Origin of the sequence: Pseudoxanthomonas helianthi (assembly GCF_017939625.1) — a bacterium.
GTDB classification, from domain to species: Bacteria; Pseudomonadota; Gammaproteobacteria; order Xanthomonadales; family Xanthomonadaceae; genus Pseudoxanthomonas_A; species Pseudoxanthomonas_A helianthi.
Genome location: NZ_JAGKTC010000001.1, coordinates 120,845 through 144,072, shown reverse-complemented (window position 1 = coordinate 144,072; position 23,228 = coordinate 120,845). Strand labels below are relative to the sequence as shown.

General features: G+C 65.1%; 19 protein-coding genes and 1 tRNA gene. 14 read left to right on the top strand and 6 right to left on the bottom strand.

Going from position 1 to position 23,228, the window contains the following annotated elements; translation table 11 throughout:
* Positions 1 to 50 precede the first annotated feature (50 nt).
* Together J5837_RS00655 and ppnN are read left to right on the top strand one after the other, a co-directional pair.
* Complete coding sequence (locus tag J5837_RS00655) at positions 51 to 3,398, top strand: TonB-dependent receptor (protein ID WP_210534795.1); 3,348 nt, start codon at positions 51 to 53, stop codon at positions 3,396 to 3,398.
* 130 nt (positions 3,399 to 3,528) lie between these two features.
* On the top strand, positions 3,529 to 4,911 hold the full coding sequence (gene ppnN, locus J5837_RS00650; RefSeq protein ID WP_210534794.1) for a nucleotide 5'-monophosphate nucleosidase PpnN: 1,383 nt from the start codon (positions 3,529 to 3,531) through the stop codon (positions 4,909 to 4,911).
* A gap of 10 nt (positions 4,912 to 4,921) precedes the next feature.
* On the opposite strand, the gene J5837_RS00645 is transcribed toward ppnN, so the two are convergent.
* Positions 4,922 to 5,326, bottom strand: a complete 405-nt coding sequence (locus tag J5837_RS00645; RefSeq protein ID WP_210534793.1) for a type IV pilin protein — start codon at positions 5,324 to 5,326, stop codon at positions 4,922 to 4,924.
* Positions 5,327 to 5,494: 168 nt separating this feature from the next.
* On the opposite strand from J5837_RS00645, the gene J5837_RS00640 reads away from it, so the two are divergent.
* The 6 genes from J5837_RS00640 to J5837_RS00615 all read left to right on the top strand — a co-directional run bounded on the left by J5837_RS00640 (position 5,495) and on the right by J5837_RS00615 (position 12,304).
* Positions 5,495 to 6,073, top strand: a complete 579-nt coding sequence (locus J5837_RS00640; RefSeq protein WP_210534792.1) for a prepilin-type N-terminal cleavage/methylation domain-containing protein — start codon at positions 5,495 to 5,497, stop codon at positions 6,071 to 6,073.
* Positions 6,074 to 6,090: 17 nt separating this feature from the next.
* Positions 6,091 to 6,882: a prepilin-type N-terminal cleavage/methylation domain-containing protein gene (locus J5837_RS00635; RefSeq protein WP_210534791.1), complete on the top strand. Its 792-nt coding sequence runs from the start codon at positions 6,091 to 6,093 to the stop codon at positions 6,880 to 6,882.
* A 14-nt stretch (positions 6,883 to 6,896) separates the two neighbouring features.
* A complete protein-coding gene (locus J5837_RS00630) occupies positions 6,897 to 8,576 on the top strand; it encodes a hypothetical protein (protein ID WP_210534790.1) in 1,680 nt (559 codons plus the stop codon).
* Between the two features lie 13 nt (positions 8,577 to 8,589).
* Positions 8,590 to 11,085, top strand: a complete 2,496-nt coding sequence (pilV, locus tag J5837_RS00625; protein ID WP_210534789.1) for a type IV pilus modification protein PilV — start codon at positions 8,590 to 8,592, stop codon at positions 11,083 to 11,085.
* Between the two features lie 103 nt (positions 11,086 to 11,188).
* A tRNA-Asn gene (locus tag J5837_RS00620) sits at positions 11,189 to 11,265 on the top strand.
* 331 nt (positions 11,266 to 11,596) lie between these two features.
* Positions 11,597 to 12,304: a cupin domain-containing protein gene (locus J5837_RS00615; RefSeq protein WP_210534788.1), complete on the top strand. Its 708-nt coding sequence runs from the start codon at positions 11,597 to 11,599 to the stop codon at positions 12,302 to 12,304.
* A 77-nt stretch (positions 12,305 to 12,381) separates the two neighbouring features.
* On the opposite strand, the gene J5837_RS00610 is transcribed toward J5837_RS00615, so the two are convergent.
* The 5 genes from J5837_RS00610 to J5837_RS00590 form a co-directional block, all read right to left on the bottom strand.
* A complete protein-coding gene (locus J5837_RS00610; RefSeq protein WP_210534787.1) occupies positions 12,382 to 13,554 on the bottom strand; it encodes a M20 aminoacylase family protein in 1,173 nt (390 codons plus the stop codon).
* Between the two features lie 14 nt (positions 13,555 to 13,568).
* Positions 13,569 to 13,961, bottom strand: coding sequence for a helix-turn-helix domain-containing protein (locus J5837_RS00605; protein ID WP_210534786.1), 393 nt, complete (start codon positions 13,959 to 13,961; stop codon positions 13,569 to 13,571).
* 261 nt (positions 13,962 to 14,222) lie between these two features.
* A complete protein-coding gene (locus J5837_RS00600; RefSeq protein ID WP_210534785.1) occupies positions 14,223 to 14,717 on the bottom strand; it encodes an Lrp/AsnC family transcriptional regulator in 495 nt (164 codons plus the stop codon).
* Between the two features lie 88 nt (positions 14,718 to 14,805).
* Positions 14,806 to 16,254, bottom strand: coding sequence for an aminotransferase class III-fold pyridoxal phosphate-dependent enzyme (locus J5837_RS00595; protein ID WP_210534784.1), 1,449 nt, complete (start codon positions 16,252 to 16,254; stop codon positions 14,806 to 14,808).
* 162 nt (positions 16,255 to 16,416) lie between these two features.
* Positions 16,417 to 17,295 carry a GNAT family N-acetyltransferase gene (locus tag J5837_RS00590; RefSeq protein WP_244755470.1) on the bottom strand — a complete coding sequence of 293 codons (879 nt, stop codon included), beginning with the start codon at positions 17,293 to 17,295 and terminating at the stop codon, positions 16,417 to 16,419.
* A 409-nt stretch (positions 17,296 to 17,704) separates the two neighbouring features.
* On the opposite strand from J5837_RS00590, the gene J5837_RS00585 reads away from it, so the two are divergent.
* The 6 genes from J5837_RS00585 (at position 17,705) to J5837_RS00560 (ending at position 23,131) form a co-directional block, all read left to right on the top strand.
* A complete protein-coding gene (locus J5837_RS00585; RefSeq protein WP_244755460.1) occupies positions 17,705 to 19,066 on the top strand; it encodes an NAD(P)/FAD-dependent oxidoreductase in 1,362 nt (453 codons plus the stop codon).
* Positions 19,063 to 20,331, top strand: a complete 1,269-nt coding sequence (locus tag J5837_RS00580) for a TolC family protein (protein ID WP_210534783.1) — start codon at positions 19,063 to 19,065, stop codon at positions 20,329 to 20,331. Before J5837_RS00585 ends, J5837_RS00580 begins: the two co-directional genes overlap by 4 nt.
* A gap of 187 nt (positions 20,332 to 20,518) precedes the next feature.
* Positions 20,519 to 21,265 (top strand): DUF4198 domain-containing protein, encoded by a 747-nt coding sequence (locus J5837_RS00575; RefSeq protein WP_210534782.1) that lies wholly within the window; start codon positions 20,519 to 20,521, stop codon positions 21,263 to 21,265.
* 23 nt (positions 21,266 to 21,288) lie between these two features.
* Positions 21,289 to 21,657, top strand: coding sequence for a hypothetical protein (locus tag J5837_RS00570; protein ID WP_210534781.1), 369 nt, complete (start codon positions 21,289 to 21,291; stop codon positions 21,655 to 21,657).
* Between the two features lie 139 nt (positions 21,658 to 21,796).
* A complete protein-coding gene (locus J5837_RS00565) occupies positions 21,797 to 22,522 on the top strand; it encodes a HupE/UreJ family protein (RefSeq protein ID WP_343227622.1) in 726 nt (241 codons plus the stop codon).
* Between the two features lie 6 nt (positions 22,523 to 22,528).
* Complete coding sequence (locus J5837_RS00560) at positions 22,529 to 23,131, top strand: hypothetical protein (protein ID WP_210534780.1); 603 nt, start codon at positions 22,529 to 22,531, stop codon at positions 23,129 to 23,131.
* Positions 23,132 to 23,228: the final 97 nt, after the last annotated feature.

Here is a 23,228-nt window from a genome sequence, read left to right as displayed (position 1 = left end):
GCTCGACCAGACCATACCGATTCCAAGCCAATCCCATCTGAGGTCCAGTAATGAACCAATCCCGTCATCTTCGGAAATCCAAGCTTGCCCTCGGTCTGGTGGCCGCGCTGGCTGCTGCCCCGGTATTCGCGCAGAGCACCTCGGCCGGCGTCGGCGGCGTGGTCACCGATGCTGGCGGCGCGCCCGTGGCCGGTGCTGAAGTCACCATCACCCACGTGGAGTCGGGCACGGTCAGTCGTGCAACCACCGATGCCAACGGTCGCTACATCGCGCACGGCCTGCGCGTGGGCGGCCCGTACACGGTCAGCGTGGTCAAGCAGGGTGCGGGTACCGATACCGAAGAGGGCATCTACCTCGAACTGAACAAGGTCGGCAACGTCGACGCGCAGTTGCACTCGGGCGATGCCACCACGCTGGGCACCGTGGCCGTGGTCGGTTCGCGCGAAACCCTGGCCATCTTCAATCCCGACAACAAGGGCGTGGGCACCTCGATCAGCGGCCGTGCGCTGGAAACCGCCGTCAGCGGCAACCGCTCCATCGACGACATCGCCCGCCTGGATCCGCGCATCACCATTACCGATCAGAGCGAAGGCCAGATGTCCGTGGCCGGTCAGAACAACCGCTACAACAACATCAGCGTCGATGGTCTGTCGGTGGGCGATCCCTTCGGCTTGCAGGCGAGCGGCCTGGCCTTCATCGGCTCGCCGATTTCGGCGGATTCCATCGCGGCTTACGACATCAAGGTCAGCGATTACGACGTCACCTCGGACTCCGTGGGTGCCAACATCAACGCCGTCACCAAGTCGGGCACCAATGAATTCCATGGTTCGGTGTACCGCGCTCAGAGCAACGCCAGCAGCATGGTCGGCAAGCTCGATGGCAAGAAGTACACTGGCTACGACAAGAACGAAACAACCGGTGCTACCTTCGGCGGCCCCATCGTCAAGGACAAGCTGTTCTTCTTCGTTTCCTACGAAGAACAGAAAATCAGCGGTCTCGCCGGCGTCGGCAGCGATGCCCTCAGCACCGGCCGGCTGACCCAGTCGCAGGTGGACGAAGTCGCCAACGCGTTCAAAACCATCGGCGTCGATCCGGGTACCGCCACGGCGGCGGCCCTGGAGAACAAGCGCACGGTGGCCAAGCTGGACTGGAACATTACCGACAGCCAGCGCGCCAGCTTCACCTTCCAGCGCACCGAGGAAGCCAAACCCCAGCCGTACAGCTCGTACGCCAGGGAATACAGCGTCATCATGCCCAGCAACTGGTACAACGCGGCGAGCAAGACCGACAACTATTCGGTGCAGCTGTTCAGCGATTGGACCGACAACTTCAGCACCGAACTCAAGATCGGGTACCAGAAGTACGGTGCCGTCAATGGTGCCGCGGTAGACCAGCCGGAGGTGTTCGCGTGCTTCAGCGCGGTCGCGTGCCCCAACAACCCGACCCAGATCAGCTCCAGCGTTCCTTGGGTAATCGCGGGTGAAGACCGCTTCCGCCACGAGAACCTGATCGATAGCAAGCGCTTCACCGGCACCTTGTCTGGTACGTACTACGCCGGCAGCCACGTGATCAAGGGTGGCGTCGATTTCCTGAGCAACGAGATCGCCAACGCCTTCGGCCAGTTGCTGCACGGTTCCTATGGCTTCTACGACAAGAACGGCAATGGCACGCCGGCGGACGAGATCCTGGCCAAGAACTACGGCACGTTCGTCAAGAACGTCCTTCCGAACGGCGTCACCCTGAAGGACCTGGCGGGTGCGTGGACCTACCGCCAGATCAGCCCGTTCCTGCAGGACACCTGGCAGGTGAACGACAATCTGTCGGTCGTCTTCGGCGTGCGCCTGAACATTCCGAAGGCCGACCGCTCTCCGCCGGTCGCCGGATACCAGCCGGCCGGGCAGACCCTGCCGAATGGCCAGTACAACCCCGCCAATCCGGTCCAGCCGGCGGTATGGGAGCATTACTTCGGCTATCCGTCCGACACCACGCTGGGTTCCGGCAACAAGGTGTTCGAACCGCGCGTGGCCTTCAACTACAACTTCAATACGCCACGCATGATGCAGCTGCGCGGCGGCGCGGGTCTGTTCCAGAGCGTTCCGCCGTACGTGTGGCTGACCAACCCGTATACCAACAACGGTGTGGTCTCGTCCAAGCAGTACACCAGCACCAATCCGGTCACCGATCCCTTCAGCGCCGATCCGAACAACCAGCCCGGCGTGCAGTCCTCCGCGCTTCCGCCAGGCATCTGCGTCAGGGGCGCGAACTGCCAGATCGACGTCCTGGATCCGAACTTCAAGCTGCCGACTGCGTGGAAGTTCAGCCTTGGCTGGGACGCCGAGTTGCCGTGGTGGGGGCTGATCGGCACGGTCGAATACCAGCGCATCAAGCACAAGAACGCCATCGCCTATGTCCTGCCGAACGTCGGCACGCCGAAGGGCACCCTGCCGGACGGCCGTCTCTCCTACTGGCAGACCTATCCCAACGCCAACACCAGCCAGGTCGGCAACGGCAGCAACAATGGCGCGTATCCCGAGATCTACTACCGCTCCACCTTGCTGACCAACACCGATCTGGGCGGTTCCAGCGCGCTGACCTTCTCGCTGGACAAGCCGATGTCGCGCGGCTTCGGCGGCAACCTCAGCTTCACCTATACCCACGCCACCGAAGTCAATCCGGGCACCAGTTCGCAGGCCTATTCGAATTACAACTGGGTGGCCCGTGCCAACCCGAACGAGATCGTCGAAGCGCCGTCCCGCTACGACATCAAGTACTCGATCAAGGCTTCGCTGAACTGGGAGCACGCCTTCTTCGGCGACAACAAGACTTCGGTGAGCCTGTACTACAACGGCCACAGCGGGCAGCCCTACAGCTGGGTCTTCGGCGGCAACGACGTCAACGGCGATGCCGTCGCCAGCAACGTCGACCTGGCCTATATCCCGCTGGTCAATGACCCGATCGTGACCTACAAGGCCGGTACCACCGCCGAGCAGATCGCGGCATTCCAGGCCTTCATCGACAACGATCCGTATCTGGCGTCGCATCGGGGCCGGATCGCGGAACGCGGCTCCTCGCGCCAGCCGTGGTTCAACCAGGTCGACTTGGGCGTCCAGCAGGAATTCCCGGGCTTCTTCAAGAGCAACAAGATCGTCGTCCGCCTGGACGTCTACAACTTCCTGAACATGCTCAACAAGGACTGGGGCACGCAGGATGGCCTGGGTTTCTTCGCCAGCCGTCGTCTGGTCAACGTTTCGGATGTCGTGAACGGCAAGTACGTCTACGACCTGGGTACTCCTACCGCGCCGAACTGGCAGGAGTTCGGAATCTACGACACCTACACCAATCCGCATCGCGTCATCTCGCGGTGGCAGGCTCTGTTGACCCTGAAGTACAAGTTCTGATCCTCTGCATTTTCTGCAACACCGAAACGGCCGGGGCAACCCGGCCGTTTCTTTTTGGGAGGGCATGCCCCGAGCGCGCTTCTGCGCTAAAGTCACCGGCCAAATGAATACGACGACAGGAACGGAACCCATGAACGAAGCGGCATCGAGGGCGTTGCCGGTGCAGGATGCACGGATCTACCCGAAGGGCGGGCTGGACGTGCTATCGCGGGCGGAGGTGGCGCGCCTGCGCGATGCGTCCGCCGGCGGCATGCACGAGCTGCTGCGCCGTTGCGCGCTGGCGGTGCTGACCAGCGGCAGCGCATCGGACGATCCGCGTGCGGCGCGCGACCTTTACCCCGACTTCGATGTCCACGTTACCCAGCAGGACCGTGGCGTGCGCATCGACCTGAAGAACGCGCCGGCCATGGCCTTCGTCGATGGCGAAATTATCCGCGGCGTGGCCGAACTGTTGTTCGCCGTGGTCCGCGATCTCGCCTGGACCGCCATCGAGCTGGGGCCGGATTGCATCGAGGACCTGGAGACCTCGGCCGGCATCACCAATGCGGTGTTCGGCCTGCTGCGCAATGCGCGGATCCTGAGGCCGTCCGAGCCGAACCTGGTGGTGTGCTGGGGCGGGCATTCGATCAACCGCGAGGAGTACCTCTACACCAAGCAGGTCGGCTATGAGTTGGGCCTGCGCGGGCTGGACATCTGCACCGGATGCGGCCCGGGAGCGATGAAGGGGCCGATGAAGGGCGCAACCATCGCCCACGCCAAGCAGCGCCGCCGCACCACGCGCTACATCGGCATCACCGAGCCGGGCATCATCGCCGCCGAATCGCCCAATCCGATCGTCAACCACCTGGTGATCATGCCGGACATCGAGAAGCGTCTCGAGGCCTTCGTGCGCATGGGCCACGGCATCATCGTGTTCCCGGGCGGCGTCGGCACGGCCGAGGAAATCCTGTACCTGCTCGGCATCCTGCTGCGCGAAGAGAACGCCGGACTGCCGTTCCCGCTGATCCTCAGCGGCCCGACCGGCGCGGCACCGTACTTCGAACAGATCGACAAGTTCATCCGCCTGACCCTGGGCGAAGAAGCCGCCTCGCGATACGAAATCGTCATCGGCGACCCCGTCGCCGTGGCGAAGAAGATGACGGCGGGCATCCGCAAAGTGCGCGAATACCGCATCGCGCAGAAGGACTCGTTCTACTTCAACTGGGCCATCGACGTGCCGCTGGAATACCAGCAGCCGTTCGTGCCCACCCACGAGAAGATGGCCGCACTGGACCTGCACCACGGCCGTCCCGCACCGGCGCTGGCGGCCGATTTGCGACGTGCCTTTTCAGGCATCGTCGCCGGCAACGTCAAGGAAGACGGCATGCGCCGCATCGAGGAATTTGGTCCGTTCCTGATCCACGGCGATGCCGCGATGATGCAGGCGCTGGATGCGTTGCTGCGGGCGTTCGTGGAGCAGCGGCGGATGAAGATTGCCGGGGAATACCGGCCCTGTTATCGGGTGGTGACGTAATGCGCCTGAGTCACAGGCTGCAGTTGCTTGCGCCGGAGCTCACGGTCTTGGTAACCGTACCGTTGTTCATTGCGAAGGAGTAGGTGCCGCAACGATCTCCGCTCTGAGCGCCGATGGGCGTCGCGGTCACGGTGTACGCGGTGGCACTGACGGATCCATTCGTGATGGCAAAGGTGTAGTTATTGGACGAAGGCATGCTGCCGAACCCTGTGCCGGTCCCATCGAAATAGGTTGCGTGATTGGAACGCCAGCGTTCCTGACGAAGCTGCAGTTCCGTCAATCCTTGCAAGGCCTCGCTGCGCCGGCTCTTGCGCACCTGCTCGGTGAACGTGGGCAGGGCGATTGCCGCGAGGATGGCCACGATGGCGACTGTCACCATCAGTTCCATAAGGGTGAAGCCCCGGGACTGCTTCATGATGCGGTTCCCCTGACGCATGATACGGGCATCCTAACATTCCCGGACGATGGCTTCCCGGCCGCAATGTGACGCTGGCCGGCCCCAAACTACCGTTCATCCGGTGGGCGATTGCGTTCCCCGATCGGGGCTGGTTTCATCGCCGCTGGGGTTTCATGGAGGCAACACATGCCTGCCGGTCAAAGGGGCTTTACCCTCATCGAGCTGATGGTGGCACTTGCCGTGCTGGCGATCCTCGCCGTGCTCGCCGTGCCGTCGTTCCAGGACTTTCGCCAGCGTAGCGCGTTGAGGGGGGCCGCCGATCAGATCAGCATCTTCTGGGGCAACGCCCGCTTCGAAGCCTTGCGGCGCGATTCCTTCGTCAAGGTCGGGTTCCATACCGATGGCGATCAGTTCTGCATTGGCGCCGCTAGGAGGATCGATGAGGACGACAACACCGCTTGCGACTGCCTGACCGCTGGAGCTTGTGATATCGCCGCCTATCCCGCGAGCCAGCGCGAATGGAATGGTGTCAGGGTCGCATCGGCTACCACTCTGGGCTCCGGAGATGGCCTCGTGATCATCAACCCCAAACGTGCCGGCCTGACGGATTCGGACGACGAGGGCAGGATATTTCTGCAGGCGCCAGCAAACGGCCCGATGGATTACCGTCTCAACGTGGTGATAGACCGCAATGGTCGCGCGTTCCAGTGCGAACCCAGCGCGGCGCCATCCAAGCTTTCCGATTACACCGGTCGGCAGTGTTGAACATGGCAGCGTACCCGATGCGAAAACTGAACTTCCGTCACGGTCGCATGGCCGGCTTCAGCCTGATCGAGCTGATGGTTGCGCTCGTAGCGGGCCTGATCGTCAGTGGCGCCGTGCTGGCTTTCACGATGTCCAGCTTGCGCGCCAATTCCGAGTATGTTCGCGCGACGCGCCTTACGTCCGAACTGCGGAACAGCCTGAGCTTCATCACCGAGGACTTGCGCAGGGCCGGTTATGACGAGAGGGCGATGGACTATGTGTCTCGTCCGGCCGGATTCACCGGCTTCTCGCCCTTTTCGACGATGTCGATTGCCAATGCTGGCGCCAGCGATGGCTGCGTCGTGTACGCCTATGACCGCCTACCCGCGAACCCTGGGATGATGGATCTGAGCAATGGCGAGGTGCGGGCGATCCGGCGCAGGTTGCGTACGGTCAACGGTAGACAGGTAGGCGTCATCGAATTCGCGGAGAGCTCTGGGACGACGGCTCCAACCTGCGGCGGCGACGGACCGAATTACGCCTCCTACCCGCCTGCGTGTAATACGACGACAGGCTGGTGCGCATTGTCTGACCCTCGCACGATTGACATTACATCGCTCAGTTTCAACAAACCCGATGCAGGTTTTTATTCGAATTCGTTGGTTAGCCCGGGAATCCAGGTGCGCGAAATCGCGGTCGATATCCAAGGCCAGCTGATCGGCACTGAAACCGACACCATCAAACGGGGCGTGAACGCGGTGGTCCGGGTCCGCGCGGACTGCATCCGCGCGAATCCTGGATCGAACTGCATAGCTACCCCCACTCCATGAATCTCGAGCGCGCCATGAATTCCATCGCCCATCGTGTCCACCGAGTTGGTCCGAAACGGCAATCGGGCATCACCACGCTTGCCATAACGCTGCTCCTGTTGGGCATCGTCACGATCTTTCTGCTTTTCTCCAGCAACGTTTCGTTCTTCGACCAGCGCACGGCGACCGCGGAGAATCGTGCAACCGCAGCAGAGCAGATGGCGGAGCTCGCCGTGAACCTCGGCGGCGAGTACCTCAACGCGAAGCGGTCCGTGGTGGTGAACACCTCTGCCGCCGAAGGGGGGTGGCTCGCAAGTACCGGGACTTCCAGGCGCTGGGTGCGTTGCCCTGCGGGATTGTTGGCCAGCGAAGGCGGTCCCGTGGCGATGACCCACCCGTGTGCGGCCGAGCGCTCGCGAGTCCGGCGCGAGCAGATGTATTACTACGACAACGATCCATCCACCGCAGACATCGACCCGATCCCGAATGCCAACTTGGCTGGATTGCAGCAAGGCTCTTTGACCAGCGACACCGCCACTTCCACGTCGCGCTTCACTGGCACCACGACGGTCAATGCGTTGCTATGCCGCCTCGGTTACAGCGCGGCAACGCCGCCTGAGCCGGAATGCCAAGCTTCGCCGACTACTGGCGCCAACATTGCGATCACGCTCATTGCCAGCAACCAGCAGGCCGGCGAAAGTTCGTCGGCTACCGTGAAGGAGACGTGGGCCACGGCTGTCACTCGCGTGCCGAGTGCGGCCGTACCATTGATCGCATCGGGCACGGTTCAGGGGCTGGGCAATGCGCAGATCGTTGCTGCCCCGAACGCCGGTGGTTATGGTGTGGTCGGGAGTATCTGGTCGCCGAATAATGTCGATATCGGCAACAGCAGCACCGGCTGCGGTGGCGGGGGCGTCGGTAGCGTGACCACCTGTCACATCGGCGAATACCTCCAGGGCACTCCGCGCGACCAGCTGAAGACCACTTGCATCACCAGCAACACGGCGTGCGGCTGTCCTGCGGTCACGGCTTCGGGCGTGGACTTTCTCTCCGGCCATTCGCATGGCGTGAAGGTCGAGCGCGGAGACGTGTTGGACGCCGATGGTGATTGCGGTGGTGCGGATATCCAGTTTTTCCCGGCCCAGCATGGCGGCTCGTCGCCGAAGGACGACGACACGGATCCCAGCGACGACTCCCTGTTCGAATACATATTCGACGTCACCAACGTCGTGGACGAAAACGCCACGACGGTCAACACCAACTGCGGCAGCAGCGGTACCCAGAATTGCGCGGCGGCAACGCTGATCGATGACTTCAACGCGACCGTGCTGGCCGATTGCAGCTCGCTCAATACCGCTTCGACCGGCATTTTTTACGTAACCGGCAACTGCGACCTCGGCAACATCGGCTCGGCGAACAATTCGGTGGTGCTGGTGGTCGACGGTACCATCAGGATCAACGGCAACGTCGATTTTTTCGGCATGCTGTTTGCGCGCAGCAATTCCCCGGAGGCCAATGTGGATCGCGTCACCGGCAACGGCAACGTGAAGATCGTCGGCTCGCTGGTGGTGGAAGGCAATGTGAACACCACTGGCAGCATTGACCTGATCTATGACAACACCAGCGTCGGCGCCAACCCGAACGGTCCCATTCCTCCCGGCGTGCGCTTTGGCAAGGTGTCCGGTAGTTGGCTCGACAGCCAAGTCGGGATCTGAGGAGTTTCAGGCCATGAATCGCAATCGCGAATATTCACCTATCGCCGGCTTCAGCCTGATCGAGGTCCTGATCGCGGTCGTGGTGCTGTCGTTCGGCATCCTCGCTCTGACCGCGCTGCAAGCCAATCTGATCAAGGCATCGACCAACGCCCGTGCGCAGTCTGTGGCTCTGGCGCTGGCAAAAGACCAGCTGGAGAAAATGCGCGGCTTCCGGACCATGGCGGAATATCTGGCCTTGACTGATAGCACGTCGGCGCAGAACATCGACAACACGAATGCGGGTACCGGCCGCTTCTCCGGCGGTCTCGGAGGCGTGACTGGCACGCTTGGGGGCACCAACTTCACTCGTAGTTGGACGGTCGACCGCTATGCGATACCGGTGAATACCACCGGTTTCGTCAAATACACAGGTAGCGACACGGGTGCGTTGCCCGCTCCGAACCCCGCGGCGGGTACCGGCTATCTGGCCAATAGCGAATACAAAACCGTGACGGTGACGGTTACCTGGACGGATGCGGCCGGCCAGCAAGGCGTGGTCAAGCTGGAGGATGCGATCGCGGCGCTGGATCCCATGGACTCGGCACGCAACCAGCGCAGTATCGGTGGGCGATCGCGTGGTCCGAAGGTCATCATTTTCGACCCGAGTACGGAAACCGGCGTGATTCCGATCGCCGTGGGCGACGGTTCGGAAACGGCCGCCACCAATCCCAAGCCGGTGGTGCAGGCGCGTAGCGGCGACGACACGATTGAAACCCGGTTCGACGTGCTTACCTACTCGACGCTCTCGGGTGGCAAGGCGGAGGCGCAGGCAAAGGTAGAAACCACTGTCGTTGGATGCACCTGCTCCAATACGGCTTCCACCGAGATCGGCTATCGACCGACCTACTGGAACGGCTTGCGCTATGTACCGCCGGCGCGAGCCAGCGCCGTAGCGCCGGCGCGCGCAGCCAATGGCGTGACCCAGAGTCGCTATTGCGACGCTTGTTGCCGCGACCATCATGACCCCGACGGGGTGGTAGGCGCCAAGTTCTCGCCGCGGCGCGCAAGTCATACCCACTACAGCAGTGTAAATCCAACCACAGGCATAGGCGTAGTGGCGGCGCCCGGCGGCAACTACCTGGAAGCTTGTCGCCTGATCCGCGTCGACGGCATTTTCGATGTCGCGGCCGATCTCTCCGACGATTACATGAATCTGCTGGATACCGGGTCCAACGGTGGAACCCCTGCGCCCAGCACGACTTCGGTGAACGGTTACCAGAACTTCGTCCTGAACTATCTAGACCAGCGTTTCCGCGTGCCGGCTTCTGGCACGGCGTCGGTGTACAACAATCGGACCAGTCCGAGTCCGGCGACTTACGCTGCCGCGCAAGGCGTGGACGTGCCGCGGCCGGAACAGAACTTCAACCCCGTCAATGGTCTGCGCTGGCTGCATTCGCGCGGCCTGTACGTGGATTACTTGGAACCCGAGGCGGTCGATGCTCTGAACGATGCGAAGACGAACTGCTTGGGGACCGGCACGAATCCGCCCACCACCACACAATTGCGTGATTGCGCCCTGCGGGCCCTGCCGTTCACTTCGATCAATTTGACCGAGCTTGCGGAATGGACGCCTACCTCAGGTTCCCAGATCGTGGTGACCAATGCGGATTTCGACACTTCGCCAGGCTTCACCGATCCGGTTCGCGGCAAGGTCACTCCGGGCAGCAATCCGACCGATGGCCTGGTCACCAATGCGACTGCGCGCGCCAGCGCCTCGAACTCCGGCATCGCGATTGTCGGCGACGTCGATCCGGACGACTTCAACGGAGCCACGACCGCGGCGCAACCTTTGCGGATCAACGGATCGACGTCCGGTCCGCCGGGCGGGATATTCAGATTCGGCACTGCAAACTACACCATCAACTCGGCCAGCCCGCGCGAGCTTGGATTCACCCATCCGCTCGGCAGCGGCAATACGCCGTGCGGCGTGAGCGGAAGCACCAATCCGGTCGATTGCACCACGCACACTGGCGAGCCGCTGCCGGTGGTGGCCTCGGCGGCCGGGGCCATGGTGTTGCGCGTCGGCAACTACAACACGTCCGGCACGGATTCCGTCACCGCCGTTTCCTGCACCTACACGAACCAAGGGAACGGCAATACAAGCACGCAAAGCGGCCAGGGATCCATGCCTTATCGCACGGTCTATGACGTGACCGGGTTCGCGTCGACCAATGCGGCTGCGTCTTTCGGCACGGATGTATCGGCCGGCAATGGATTGATGACCGTGTACAACAACAATGCGGTGGGCGGCATTCCCAATGGCGAGTACACGGAGGTCAGGGCATCGATGATCGCGGCAGGCGACGTGATCACGGCCACCCTCGGCAGTCCGACCTATCTGTGCCCATCGAATTATCCGGGATCCGGCCAGACTTTGACCTGCGACAAGGTGACCGGCAACTACGTCATCAGCAACTGGTCGAATACGTACGTCAGCTGTCCGTCGCAGTCGGGGCCGCCGAACTTCTGACCCGGATCGGCGACAGAAGAAGGCCCGCAGAGATGCGGGCCTTCGCTTTGGCGCCGGGTGGGAATTGACGATGTCGGGCAGTGCCGGCATCATATGCGGCCCCGCCCGAATAGCTCAGCCGGTTAGAGCACTTGACTGTTAATCAGGGGGTCGTTGGTTCGAGTCCAACTTCGGGCGCCATAGAATTCAAGCACTTAGGCTCGCTTCGGCGGGCCTTTTTGCTGGGCTCCGTAAAGTTCAGTCCTCGGTGGAGGCCGGGTTTGCCCATAGGCCCCGATTCTGCCGGCTTGCGAGCGCTGGGTGAACGATCCGGACACCGGATCCAGGCGCCGCTGGCTGACTTCCCGAAACGCCGAGCTGGCCGATCTGGCATCGGTAATCCAGGAATGCGGCAAACCCGCGATGTTGCCGATCATATTCCGTCTGCGGCGGCGGCTTCGGCAGGTTCCACTTCGGCACGGCAAGTAACCTGACCGGCGTCGTTTTTCGCAAACGGATCCGGACGCGCTGTATGAACGCCCCTCTTGGTTATCCCTCGTTCTTCGATCTCCGCGAGTTCGCGCAAAGCGCCCGTGCGTCGCTTTCCGCGGGGGGCGGTTTGGCGCGGTCGTATGTGCAGCTGCCTCCGGGGCCGGTCGCCGTCGGCGCGTTGCGCGTGGCCCAGGGAGAACACCGGGAGCCCGTCGACGGCGACGAGTTCGTGATCGTGGAGGAGGGTGAGGTGTCGCTCCGCGTCGACGGCCTGGAATCGAAGCTGGCGCCGGGAGAGTCGGCGGTGATCCGTGCCGGCAGCGAGGTGCGCTGGACGGCCCGGGACGCGGCCACGCTGGTCTTCATGCGATACCAGGCGCAGCCCGGCCAGGATGCGGGGGTCGTGCCGATCGACTACGCCGCCGAATTGGCGCCTTCCGGCGCACCCTTGGCCGAATTGCTTACGACGCCAACGCCGGCCTGCAGGAACTTCACCGACCACCGTTCGACGGATGGGGAATTCGTTTGCGGGACATGGGATTCGACGCCATACACCCGCCGGGCCATGCGCTATCGCCATTACGAGTTGATGTACCTGCTCGATGGCGAGGTGAGTTTCGAGGACGAGGTCGGCGCGCGCGCGACCTTCGCGAAGGGGGACATCTTCCTGGTCCGGCAAGGCGCCGAGTGCAGTTGGGACAGCCAGGTCTACGTGCGCAAGGTCTACGCGATCTGGCGCCCGGCCTGATCCATCGGCGCAGCGTCTAAGCGGATTTCGCGACGATCGAATCCGCATGGCATGCGAATGCCACGCCGGGGCCGTTTTCAGGCCCGAAGCTGCCCTTCGACCAGCGCGACGAACCAGGCGATGCCCAGCGGCAACGCGTCGTCGTTGAAGTCGTAGCAGGGATGGTGCAGCGGGCGTTCGCCGTCCGCGCCGGGGTCGGCACGGCCCTGGCCCAGCCAGAGATAGGCGCCGGGGCGCGCACGCAGCATGAAGGCGAAGTCTTCCGAAGTGAACGCCGGCACCGGTGCGAACGACGACTGCAATCCCGCGGCCGCCGCCGCGTCCCGCGCGATGGCGGCCTCGTCGGCGGTATTGATCGTGGCGGGGTAGTAGCGCAGGTAGTCGATGTCCATGCGCGTGCCGGTGGACGCTGCGACGCCGGCCGCGACTTCGCGCAACCGCGCCTCGATGCGGTCCTGCACGTCCGGGTTGAAGCTGCGCACGGTGCCGACGACGACGACCTTGGGGGGCAGGACGTTGTGCGCGTGGCCGCCTTCGATCTTGGTCACCGACAGCACCGCCGATTCGGTCGGGTCGATGTCGCGCGAGACGATGGCGTTCAACTGCACGACCAGGTGGCTGGCCGCGAGGATCGCGTCGGGCGTGCTCTGCGGGAACGCGGCATGCCCGCCGCGGCCGTGCACGACGATCTCGAAACGGTCCGCCGCCGCCATGATCGGTCCGGGCCGGGTCTGCGCGGTGCCCAGCGGTAGCGACGGCCAGTTGTGCAGCGCGTAAACGGCGTCGCAGGGGAAACGTTCGAACAGGCCGTCCTTGATCATCGCGTCGGCGCCGCCTAAGCCTTCCTCGGCCGGCTGGAAGATGAAATGCACGGTGCCGTCGAAACCGCGCGTGCGCGCCAGATGCCGCGCGGCGCCGACCAGCATCGCGGTATGGCCGTCGTGGCCGCAGCCGTGGTGTGTGCCGGGGTGCAGGCTGGCATGCGGCAGGCCGCTGGCCTCGACGATCGGCAGCGCGTCCATGTCGGCGCGCAGGCCGATGCTGCGCGTGCCTTTCCCGTTGCGCAGCGTCGCGACCACACCGGTGCCGCCGATGCCCGTGGCCACGTCGAGTCCCAGTTCGCGCATCGCCTCGGCGATACGCGCGGCGGTGCGATGTTCGGCGAAGCCGAGTTCGGGATGCGCGTGCAGGTCGCGGCGCAGTTCCACGAGGTCGGGCAGCAGGTCGGCGTAGGCGGAAGCGGCGTTCATGGCGGGGGCTGGGCTCAGGCGGGATGGAGTTGCGCGGCGACCGGGTCGATCGTCGTCGTCCTGCCACAACGCTGGGCGTACTGTCCCGGTGTCATTCCGCAATGATGCTTGAAGTGGCGGGAGAAATGGCTCTGGTCGTAGAAGCCGCAGGCATCGGCGACCGCGGCGGCGGACATGCCCTGGCCGAGCAGCTGGCGCGCGCGTTCGATCCGGCACAGGCTGATGTAGCGATGCGGAGGCACGCCCATGTGCCGGCGGAACACGATGGAGAAGCGCCACGGGCTGAGCCCGGCCAGTTCGGCCAGGGTCTGCAGCGGAATGGGTTCCGCAAGATGCTGCCTGACGTACTCGGTCGCGCGGGTCAGCGCGGCCTTGCAACGGGGCTCGTCGGGACGGGACGGATGCATGGTTCGAGGTTAAACCCGGCGCTGGCGGCAGCGGTGCCGCGACGGCCGGGGGCAGCGGCAGATCGTGGGGTTGTCGCGGTGGCGGCGGCAGAACATTCCGCCGTCACACAGGGCGGGTCGCGGAAGCGGAAGGCGACCCGTGCAGCGAAAGATCGATGCCTTCCGATGCTGGAGATTCCGTCGTGGACGGCCCATGGTCGCCGCTCAAGCGGATGCGGTGCCGGCGGCATCAGGTCCAGTCCGGCCCGGTGGGCATGGCCCTCAGAGGTGCTGGCTGAACAGTTGCTCGATCGGCAGGTGCGATTTGACGAACGGCGTCTTGATCACGATGTAGCTGAAGTACTTCTCGATGCCGATGTTGCGTTCCAGCAGGCCTTCCATCAGCGTCTGGTAGTGGTTGACGCCGCGCACGACGAACTTGAGCAGGTAATCGTAGCCGCCGCTGACCAGGTGGCATTCGATGATCTCGTCGACCTGGCGGATCGACTTCTCGAAGCGGCTGAAGTCCTCGGCGTGGTGGTCGGAGAGGGTGATTTCGGTGAACACCGTCAGCACGTCGCCCAGCTTGGCCAGGTCGATGTGCGCCGAATAGCTGGTGATGTAGCCGGCCTGTTCCAGGCGCTTGACCCGGACCAGGCAGGGGCTGGGCGACAGGCACACGGCGTTGGAGAGTTCGACGTTGGTGATCCGGCCGTTCTTCTGCAGGTGGGCCAGGATGCGGAGGTCGATGCGGTCAAGCTTGAAGGATGTGACCACGGTGGTTGCCTGCAGGAAGTGGACGCCAATGATTCTGTTTTAAGAGGAGAGAACCGGTCAATGTCCGTGAGCGCCGGCGAATGCGTAGTCAGCCTTTCACGATGGCGCGCACTTCCGGCAATGCGAGCGTCTCGTCGAGCACGCGGCGCAGGCGCTGGCCGAGCAGTTCGCATTCGGCCTCGGTGATGCACAGCGCCGGGGCGAAGCCGAGGATCTGGTCGGCGAAGGAACGGAACACCAGTTTGTTGCGGTAGGCGATGTCGCTGATCCGGTCGGCCAGGCCGAGCTTCGGGTCGAAGCCTTGCTTGGTCGCCTTGTCGCTGACCAGCTCGATCGCGCCGAGCAGGCCGCGATGGCGCACGTCGCCGACCAGCGGATGATCGGCCAGGTCCTCCAGCGCCTTGGCGAAATGACTGGCGACCTTTTGTCCATGCGCCAGGATTCCGCCTTCCTGGTACAGGCGGATCACCTCGAGGGCGACGGCCGCGGCCACCGGATGGCCCGAATACGTCGCGCCGTGGCCGACCACCACGCCGGGCGGGGTGTTGTCGGCGATGCCGGCGTAGACCTTGTCCGACAGCAGGGTCGCGCCCATCGGGATGTAGCCCGCGGTCAGGCCTTTGGCCAGGGTCATCAGGTCGGGCTGCACGCCTTCGGCGTCGCAGGCGAACATCGGGCCGGTGCGGCCAAAGCCGGTGATGACTTCGTCGACGACGAACAGGATGTCCAGTTCGCGTGCGGTGTCCTGCATCGCCTTCAGCCAGCCTTTCGGCGGGATGATCACGCCGCCCGAACCCTGGATGGGTTCGCAGAAGAAGGCCGCGACGTTGCCCGCCCCCAGTTCCGCCACCTTGGCGCGCAAGGCCGCGACCGATGCGGCGATGACCGCCTGCGGATCGGCGTCGGCGCTGCGATAGGGATTCGGCGAGGGAATGTAGTGCTGCGTCGGCAGCGGGAGGTCGAAGCCGCGATGGAACGCCGGGAGCGCGGTCAGGCCGGCGCCGGTCGAGGACGAACCGTGGTAGCCGCGCTGCAGGGTGACGAAGTGTTTCTTGTCAGGCTTGCCGACGCTGTTCCAGTACTGCACGATCAGGCGCACCGCGGCGTCGACCGCGTCCGAACCGCCGCCGCTGAAATACACGTGGCGCAGCGATGCGGGGCTGATCTCGATCAGCTTGTCGGCCAGGCGGATCGCCGGTTCGCTGCCGAACGAGAAATAGCCGGTCGCGTAGGGCAGCTTGCGCAGCTGCTCGGTGGCCGCGTCGACCACGCTCTGCTGGCCATAGCCGATGTTGACGCACCACAGCCCGGCGAAGGCGTCGAGCAGTTCGTTGCCGTCGGCATCGCGCAGGGTGCAGCCGTGGCCGGATTCCAGCACGGTCACGCCGCGTCGCTCGTGGGCGCGCCACGCGGACACGGGATGGATCAGGTGTTCGCGATCCAGGGCGCGCAGCGATTGCAGGGCGGACTGTCCTTGTGCCGCCGACGGGCGGGCCGGGGCTTCGACGACGATCGGAGCGGGGATCGGTTGTTGCATGACGCGTGGCCTGACCGTGGGAGTGGCTACAGGGTAGGACCGCGGCGCTGGTGTTAGGTGCCGTCGCTCGACCGCCACGCCCGCGCGCGTGCCGTTGTTCGTGCGTTGCCGGAAGAAGATGCGGCGGGCAGGGGTTTCGTGGGAGCAACTATCTTGTGGACTTCAACCCATGGCCTGGGTGGCGAGCGCGAACAGGCGTGCGCCGTCAGCGTCCTGGCGCAGCGGGCCGCGGGTCATCGAGGTCACCGTGCCCACGCGCTGCAATTGCAGTTCTTCGACCCAGGAACCCAGGCCGGAATCGAAGTCGAGATCGATGCGCACGAAGCGGCCCGCGGCCGCGCCGATCAGGTAGCCGATCAATGCGCGCGCGCCGATGTCGTCGGAGGCGACGACCGGGCCGACCACCACGCCGCGGCCGAAGCGGCGCAGGATCGCATAGCCGTCCAGCGTGCCGTTGTGGTCCAGCACCATGACCTGTTCGGCGGTATCCAGCCACGTGCGCAACAGTTGCGGACGTTCCCAGCCGCGCGCCTGCAGGTCCAGTTCGAACAGTGCGGCTTCGTCGCTGTGATCCATCGGGCGCAGCCGCCAGCCTTCGTCCAGCGCCATCAACGGCGCGTTGCTGGCCGTGCCCTGGTGCTGGCGGATCTCCCCGGTGCGCACAAAGCCCAGGCGCTCGTACAGGCCGCGGCCTTCCTCGGTGGCATGCAGCGAAACGATGCGGTCTTCCAGGCCTTCCAGGATGCGGTTCATCAGCGCGCTGCCGATGCGGCGGCCGCGCATCTGTTCGGACACGATGACCAGGCCGATGGTGGCGTGCGTCTCGCCCCACAGCCAGCGCATCGCCGTGCCGACCAGCTGGCCGTCGACTTCGGCGACGATGCCTTCGCCCAGCGCGAACGCGGTGGACCAGTCGAGCGGGCGATGCGGCCAGTGCTGGTCCAGCGACAGGTCCCATGCGGCATCGAGATCGCTTTCCCGCATCTGGCGGTAGACGACGCCCTGTTCGGTCGGGAAGACGGGTTTGCGGATCGTGTTCATCACATGCAACCGGGGGGACGGGTCGATACGAGTGGCTCGCACCATACGTACGTGGATGCATACCCTATAGGACATTCTTGTCGCGTCGAAGACCGCGGCGAAAAGCAGCAGCTTACGCTGCCGCCGGGCCGCGGGGCGGTATTTGTTGCGCGGCGATCCTTGCCGAAGCGGAGCAAATTCGGTCGATCGGCCCGGCCGGTTGGTTGCCGGCGCAACCGTTTCGCGGGTGCAGCAACGCGATGGCGCGGCGTTCCGGATCGCATGTGCGCCGGGCGGCATTCCCTGCTGCACGCCGCGGGCAGAAACGCATGCCCGCGTCGTCGTGGGGCGTCGATCGCGGAGATCGTCCGCGCGGCGGCGTGTTCCAATCCCGTTGCGTCCACGACGAAGGCGAAACGTGGACCGGCGCATGCGTCGGCAGGGCCGCGCCCATGCGATATGTATTCGCCAGGTCCGGGTAGTGGAAGGTGGGGCGATGAAGGTGCAGTCGTACTGGATGGACACCGCGCCGCGGTACGAACCGCGCGTACGCGATTGGCCGGGTTCGGTCGACGTGGCCATCGTCGGTGCCGGCTTCACCGGACTGTCCGCAGCGTTGGCGCTGGCGGCGCGTGGCGCCAAGGTCGCCGTGCTCGAGGCCGGCGACCGCGTCGCTTCCGAGGCGTCCGGCCGCAACGGCGGCCACGTCAACAACGGGCTGGCGCACGATTACGGCGAACTCGCCGCGCGGGTCGGCGTCGAGCAGGCGCGCGCGTGGTACCGCGCCTACGATGCCGCGGTCGATACGGTCGAGCGCATCGTGCGCGAGGAAGCCATCGATTGCGGCTTCGCCCGCAACGGCAAGCTGAAGCTGGCGACCCGCCCCCATCATTACGATGCGCTTGCGCGCAGCGCCGAACGCCTGGTCGCCGATGGCGTGGATACCGACCTGGAGCTGCTGGACGCCGCGCGCGTCCGCGCCGAGGAAATCTGCAGCGGCCGTTTCGTCGGCGGCCTGGTGTACAAGCGCAGCGCGCAGATGCACATGGGCCGTTTCGCCAACGGCCTGGCCGCGGCGGTCGAACGCAACGGCGGCCGCATACTGCTGAACGCGGAAGTCGAGCGCATCGAGCGCGGCGGCGCTGGCAAGCCTTCGTTGCTGCGCACTTCGCGCGGCCCGGTCCAGGCCGGGCAGGTATTGCTGGCCAGCGGTGCGGGCCGCCATGGCAGCTACCGCGAATTCGGCTGGCTGCGCCGGCGCATGGTGCCGGTGGGCAGCTTCATCATCGCCACCGCGCCGCTGGGCCGCGAGCGCGCGCAGCGGCTCATCGCGCGCCGTCGCACCTGCACCACCGTGGCCAACATCCACCACTACTTCCGTCTCACCGACGACGACCGGCTGATCCTCGGCGGCCGCGCGCATTTCGGCGTGTCTTCGCCCAAGGCCGATGCGCGCAGCGCGCCGATCCTGCGCGAAGGCATGCTCGGCATCTTCCCGGAACTGGCCGACGTCGCCATCGATTACTGCTGGGGCGGGGTGGTGGACATGACCCGCGACCGCCTGCCGCAAGCCGGCGAACGCGACGGCGTCTGGTACAGCACCGGCTACAGCGGCCATGGCACGCAGATGTCGGTGCACATGGGCCAGGTGATGGCGAAGCTCATCGCCGGCGAGGCGCTGGACAACCCGTGGGGCGGGCGGCCGTGGCCGGCCATTCCGGGCCATTTCGGCCCGCCGTGGTTCCTACCGCTGGTCGGCGCTTATTACCGGGCCAAGGATCGGTTCTCATGAATCGGGCTTCGTTGCGAACGGGGCTTCGCCGCCATGCGGGCTTCCTGGCCGCCGCATGGCTGGTCGCCGCACCCGCGACCGCGGCAGTCGAAGGTCGCGCGCCCGGCCTGGCGCGAGCCGTCGATGCCGCCTGGCAACGCGCGGTCGAAGCGCGTCACGCCGAAGGCGAAACCGTGCGCGCCGCCATCGGCCAGCGCATCGCGCGCAGTTTCGCCGCCGACGAGCCCGCGCTGACCTATGCGCGCACCGATGGCCAGTGGTACGGCGGCAGCCGCGCCGCGGCCGGCAGCGAAACCGAAGTGGCGTTGAGCTGGCCGCTGTGGATGCCCGGCCAGCGCGGTGCCGCATCGCGCGCGGCGAGCGCCGATGTCGGTTGGGCCGACGCCAACCTGGCGCAGGCACGGCTGGAAGTGGCCGGCAAGGTGCGCGAGGCCGCTTGGGCCATCGCCATGGCCACGGCCGAAGTGGGTCTGGCGCAGACGCGGGTGGATTTCCTGAAGAAACTCGCCGACGACGTCGATCGTCGCGTCGGTGCCGGCGACCTGGTGCGGGCCGACGCGCTGGCTGCGCGTGCGGATGCGCTGGAGGCCGAGACGGGGCTGGCCGATGCGCAGCGCGAACTGCAGGCCAGGCAGGCGGAATGGCGCGTGCTGACCGGACTGGAGCAAATGCCCGATGCCGGCGAAATCGAAAACGAATCGCACATCGACGTGGACAAGCTGGTCGCCGCCGCCGGCACGCCGCCGGCCGTGCTGGCCGCCGAACAGGCGGTGCAGCGCGCCGAAGGCCAGTTGACCGCGGTGCGGCGTTCGCTGGGCGCGCCGCCGGAACTGAGCATCGGCACCAAGCGCGAAGTCGCGGGCCCCGGCCAACCGGGCGAACGCAGCCTCGTGGTGGAGTTGAGCGTGCCGTTGGGCGTCACCGCTCGCCGCAGCCAGTTGCGCGCGCAGGCACAGACCGAACTGGATGCCGCCCAGGCCGAGCTGGCCCTGGCGCGCAGCCGCCATGTCGCCGAGCTGGATGCGGCGAAGCGGGCGATTGCGCTGGCCGAGCGCCAACTGGACGCCGAACGCCAACGCATGCAAATGCTGGGCGAACGCTCGCAACTGCTGCAGCGCGCCTTCGCCACCGGCAAGATCGACCTGGCCGAACTGCTGCGCACGCTGAGCGCTTCCGCCGAAGCCGACCACTCGCTCGCCCACCGCCAGGCCGAGCATGGACTGGCCCATGCCCGCCTGCTGCAGGCCATCGGCATGCTGCCCTGAGTGCAGGGTTCGGCTTGCTTTCCGCGATGGCGGAAAACCGGCCGTTGTGCGGACGCACATCGCATGTGCCGAAATCCCCGCGCATTTCCGCAGGAAGCGTTGCCTGCCCGCGTCGTTCCCGACATTCGCGCCGCGCGATCCGTACTAAGGTGAGGCGTCCCCCATCCAATCACCAAGGGCTGGCCCGATGAAACATTCCAAGTTGTTCACGACTGCTGTCGTTGCCGCCGTCGCCGGCGGCCTGCTGCTGGCGGCGACCCAGGTTTCCGCGCATGCCATCTGGTTCGCCCAGCGTTCCAAGCAACTGGCGATGATCTACGGCGTCGGCGCCGACGACCTGGACGCGGTGAAGCGCCTGCCGCTGGTCACCGGTTCGAAGGGCTACAACGCCTCGTGGCAGGAAGTGCCTGTCACCTTGAAGGCCAACGGCCCCATCGTCACCGTGGACAGCGACGAACCGTTGACCGCGGTGACGGCGGTGATGGACTACGGCGTGTGGGCGCGGGCGAAGGATGGCGAGTTCTACAAGAAGACCCGCGAGGAAATGCCCGACGCGGTGATGGTCGAACACAACTACAAGTACGGCGTGTTCCTCAATTCGCTGACGGCGGAAGTGCCGTTGCTGGCCGGGCAGGTGCTGCAGATCGTGCCGGTGGGCCCGATCCCCGAGCTTTATGGCAAGCCGGCCAAGTTCAAGGTGCTGTTCAACGGCAAGCCGCAGGCCGGCGTGCAATTCCTGCACGACTACGTCAACGATCCCGACCAGACCCCGCAGGTCACCGACGCGAACGGCGAGGTCAGCCTGGACATCCGCAACCAGGGCTTGAACGTGCTGGCCGCCATCTACATCGGCCCGACCGACGACAAGGCCAAGTACGACCACATCGAACACCGCGCCACGCTGTCGTTCATCCTGCCGCACAAGCCCGAATAACGAATCGAAACCGGAGAATCCGCATGCGCAAGTTCCTGATGGCCGTGGCCGCGACCCTGGCCTTCGCCCCAGCCGCCGTGTTCGCCCACGGCAACATGAAGCCGCAACACGGTGGCGTGGTGAAGATGTCCGGCGAAACCGTGTTCGAACTCGTGGTCAAGCCGGCCGCCGTCGAACTGTACGTCAGCGAAGACGACGAAGCCGTGGCGCCGGCCGACGCCACCGCCAGCCTGGTGGTCACCGCCGGCGGCAAGGAAACCAGCGTGCCGCTGACCGCCGGCAAGGGCAATGCCTTCGTCGCCAGCCAGAAGCTGCCCAAGGGCGCCAGCGTCGGCGTGGTGGTGAAGTACAAGAACGGCACCAAGACCTTCACCACGTTCAAGCTGCCGTAAGTCTTTGGCCGGCCTTCTCCGTGAAGGCAGGAGCCGTTGCCCCTTGGGAGCGAGCTTGCTCGCGAATGCTCTTTTGCGATGCCTGAAAAGCATTCGCGGACAAGCCCGCTCCCACAAGACGATCACCGGGGAAACACTCATGAACATTGCCCTCCCGCCGCCGCGGGAAAGATGGCGCACTGCCTGGACGCCGGGCCTGACCCTACTGATGGTGGCGCTGGCCTTGTTGGCGACGGATGCGCTGGCCCATGGCGTGTCCGACAAGGACAAGGCCTTCATCCAGTCGATGAGCGGCGTGCACGTGCTGCCGTACATGTACCTGGGCGCCAAGCACATGGTCACCGGCTACGACCACCTGCTGTTCCTGGTCGGCGTGATCTTCTTCCTGTACCGACTGCGCGACGTGGTGCGCTACGTGACCCTGTTCGCGGTGGGCCATTCCGTGACCCTGCTGGCCGGCGTGCTGCTCAACATCCACGCCAACCCGTATGTCATCGACGCGATCATCGGCCTGTCGGTGGTGTACAAGGCCTTCGACAACCTGGGGGGATTCCAGCGCCTGTTCGGTTTCCAGCCCAACCCGAAGGCGGCGGTGCTGGTGTTCGGCCTGTTCCATGGCTTCGGCCTGGCGACCAAGATCCAGGAACTGTCCTTTTCGCGCGACGGCCTGCTGGGCAACCTGGTCAGCTTCAACGTCGGCGTGGAAATCGGCCAGTTCATCGCCTTGTCGATGATCCTCATCGTGATGACCTTCTGGCGCCAGACCCGATTCTTCGGCCAGACCGCCGTCGCCGCCAACGGTGCGCTGATGTGCGCCGGCTTCATCCTCATCGGCTACCAGCTTTCCGGCCTGGCAGCGGGATAAACCACCATGAATACCATCGCCGATTCGTATCGCGTCTCCGGACGCACCCTGTGGAAGGTGTCGCTGCTGGCCCTGGTGGCCGCCGGGATCATCCTGTTGCTGTTCGTGCTGCCGGCCGAACGCGGCATCGACCCTACCGGCCTGGGCAAGGCCATGGGACTGACGCGCATGGCCGACGGCGAGGACGCCGAAGACGACGCCCCGGTCGCCGCGGCGCCCGCCACTCCGCCGGCCTACGTGGTGCCGGAACAGACCAAGGCATCCATCGTCAAGGCCACGCCGTTCCGCAGCGACGAGAAGGAAGTCACCATCGCCCCGCACGAAGGCATCGAGATCAAGGCCCACATGAAGCCCGGCGACCACTTCATCTACACGTGGGAGTCCAGCGCGCCGGTCAAGGCCGACATGCATGGCGAAAAGAAGGGTGACACCAGCGGCGATTTCACCCAATACTGGAAGGAGAAGGGCCTGAGCCACGACCAGGGCGCGCTGACCGCGCCGTTCGAAGGCACCCATGGCTGGTATTTCCGCAACCAGGGCGAAACGCCCCTGACCGTGAAGGTAAAGACCTGGGGTTTCTACGAAGACTTGTTCGAACCGAAACCCTGAAGTCGATACGGCAACACGGCCGGCCCGTGCCGGGGCGAACATGGCCGTATCGATGACATCCGCGTTGTCGTCGGTATCCGCATCGGATCCTGGACGC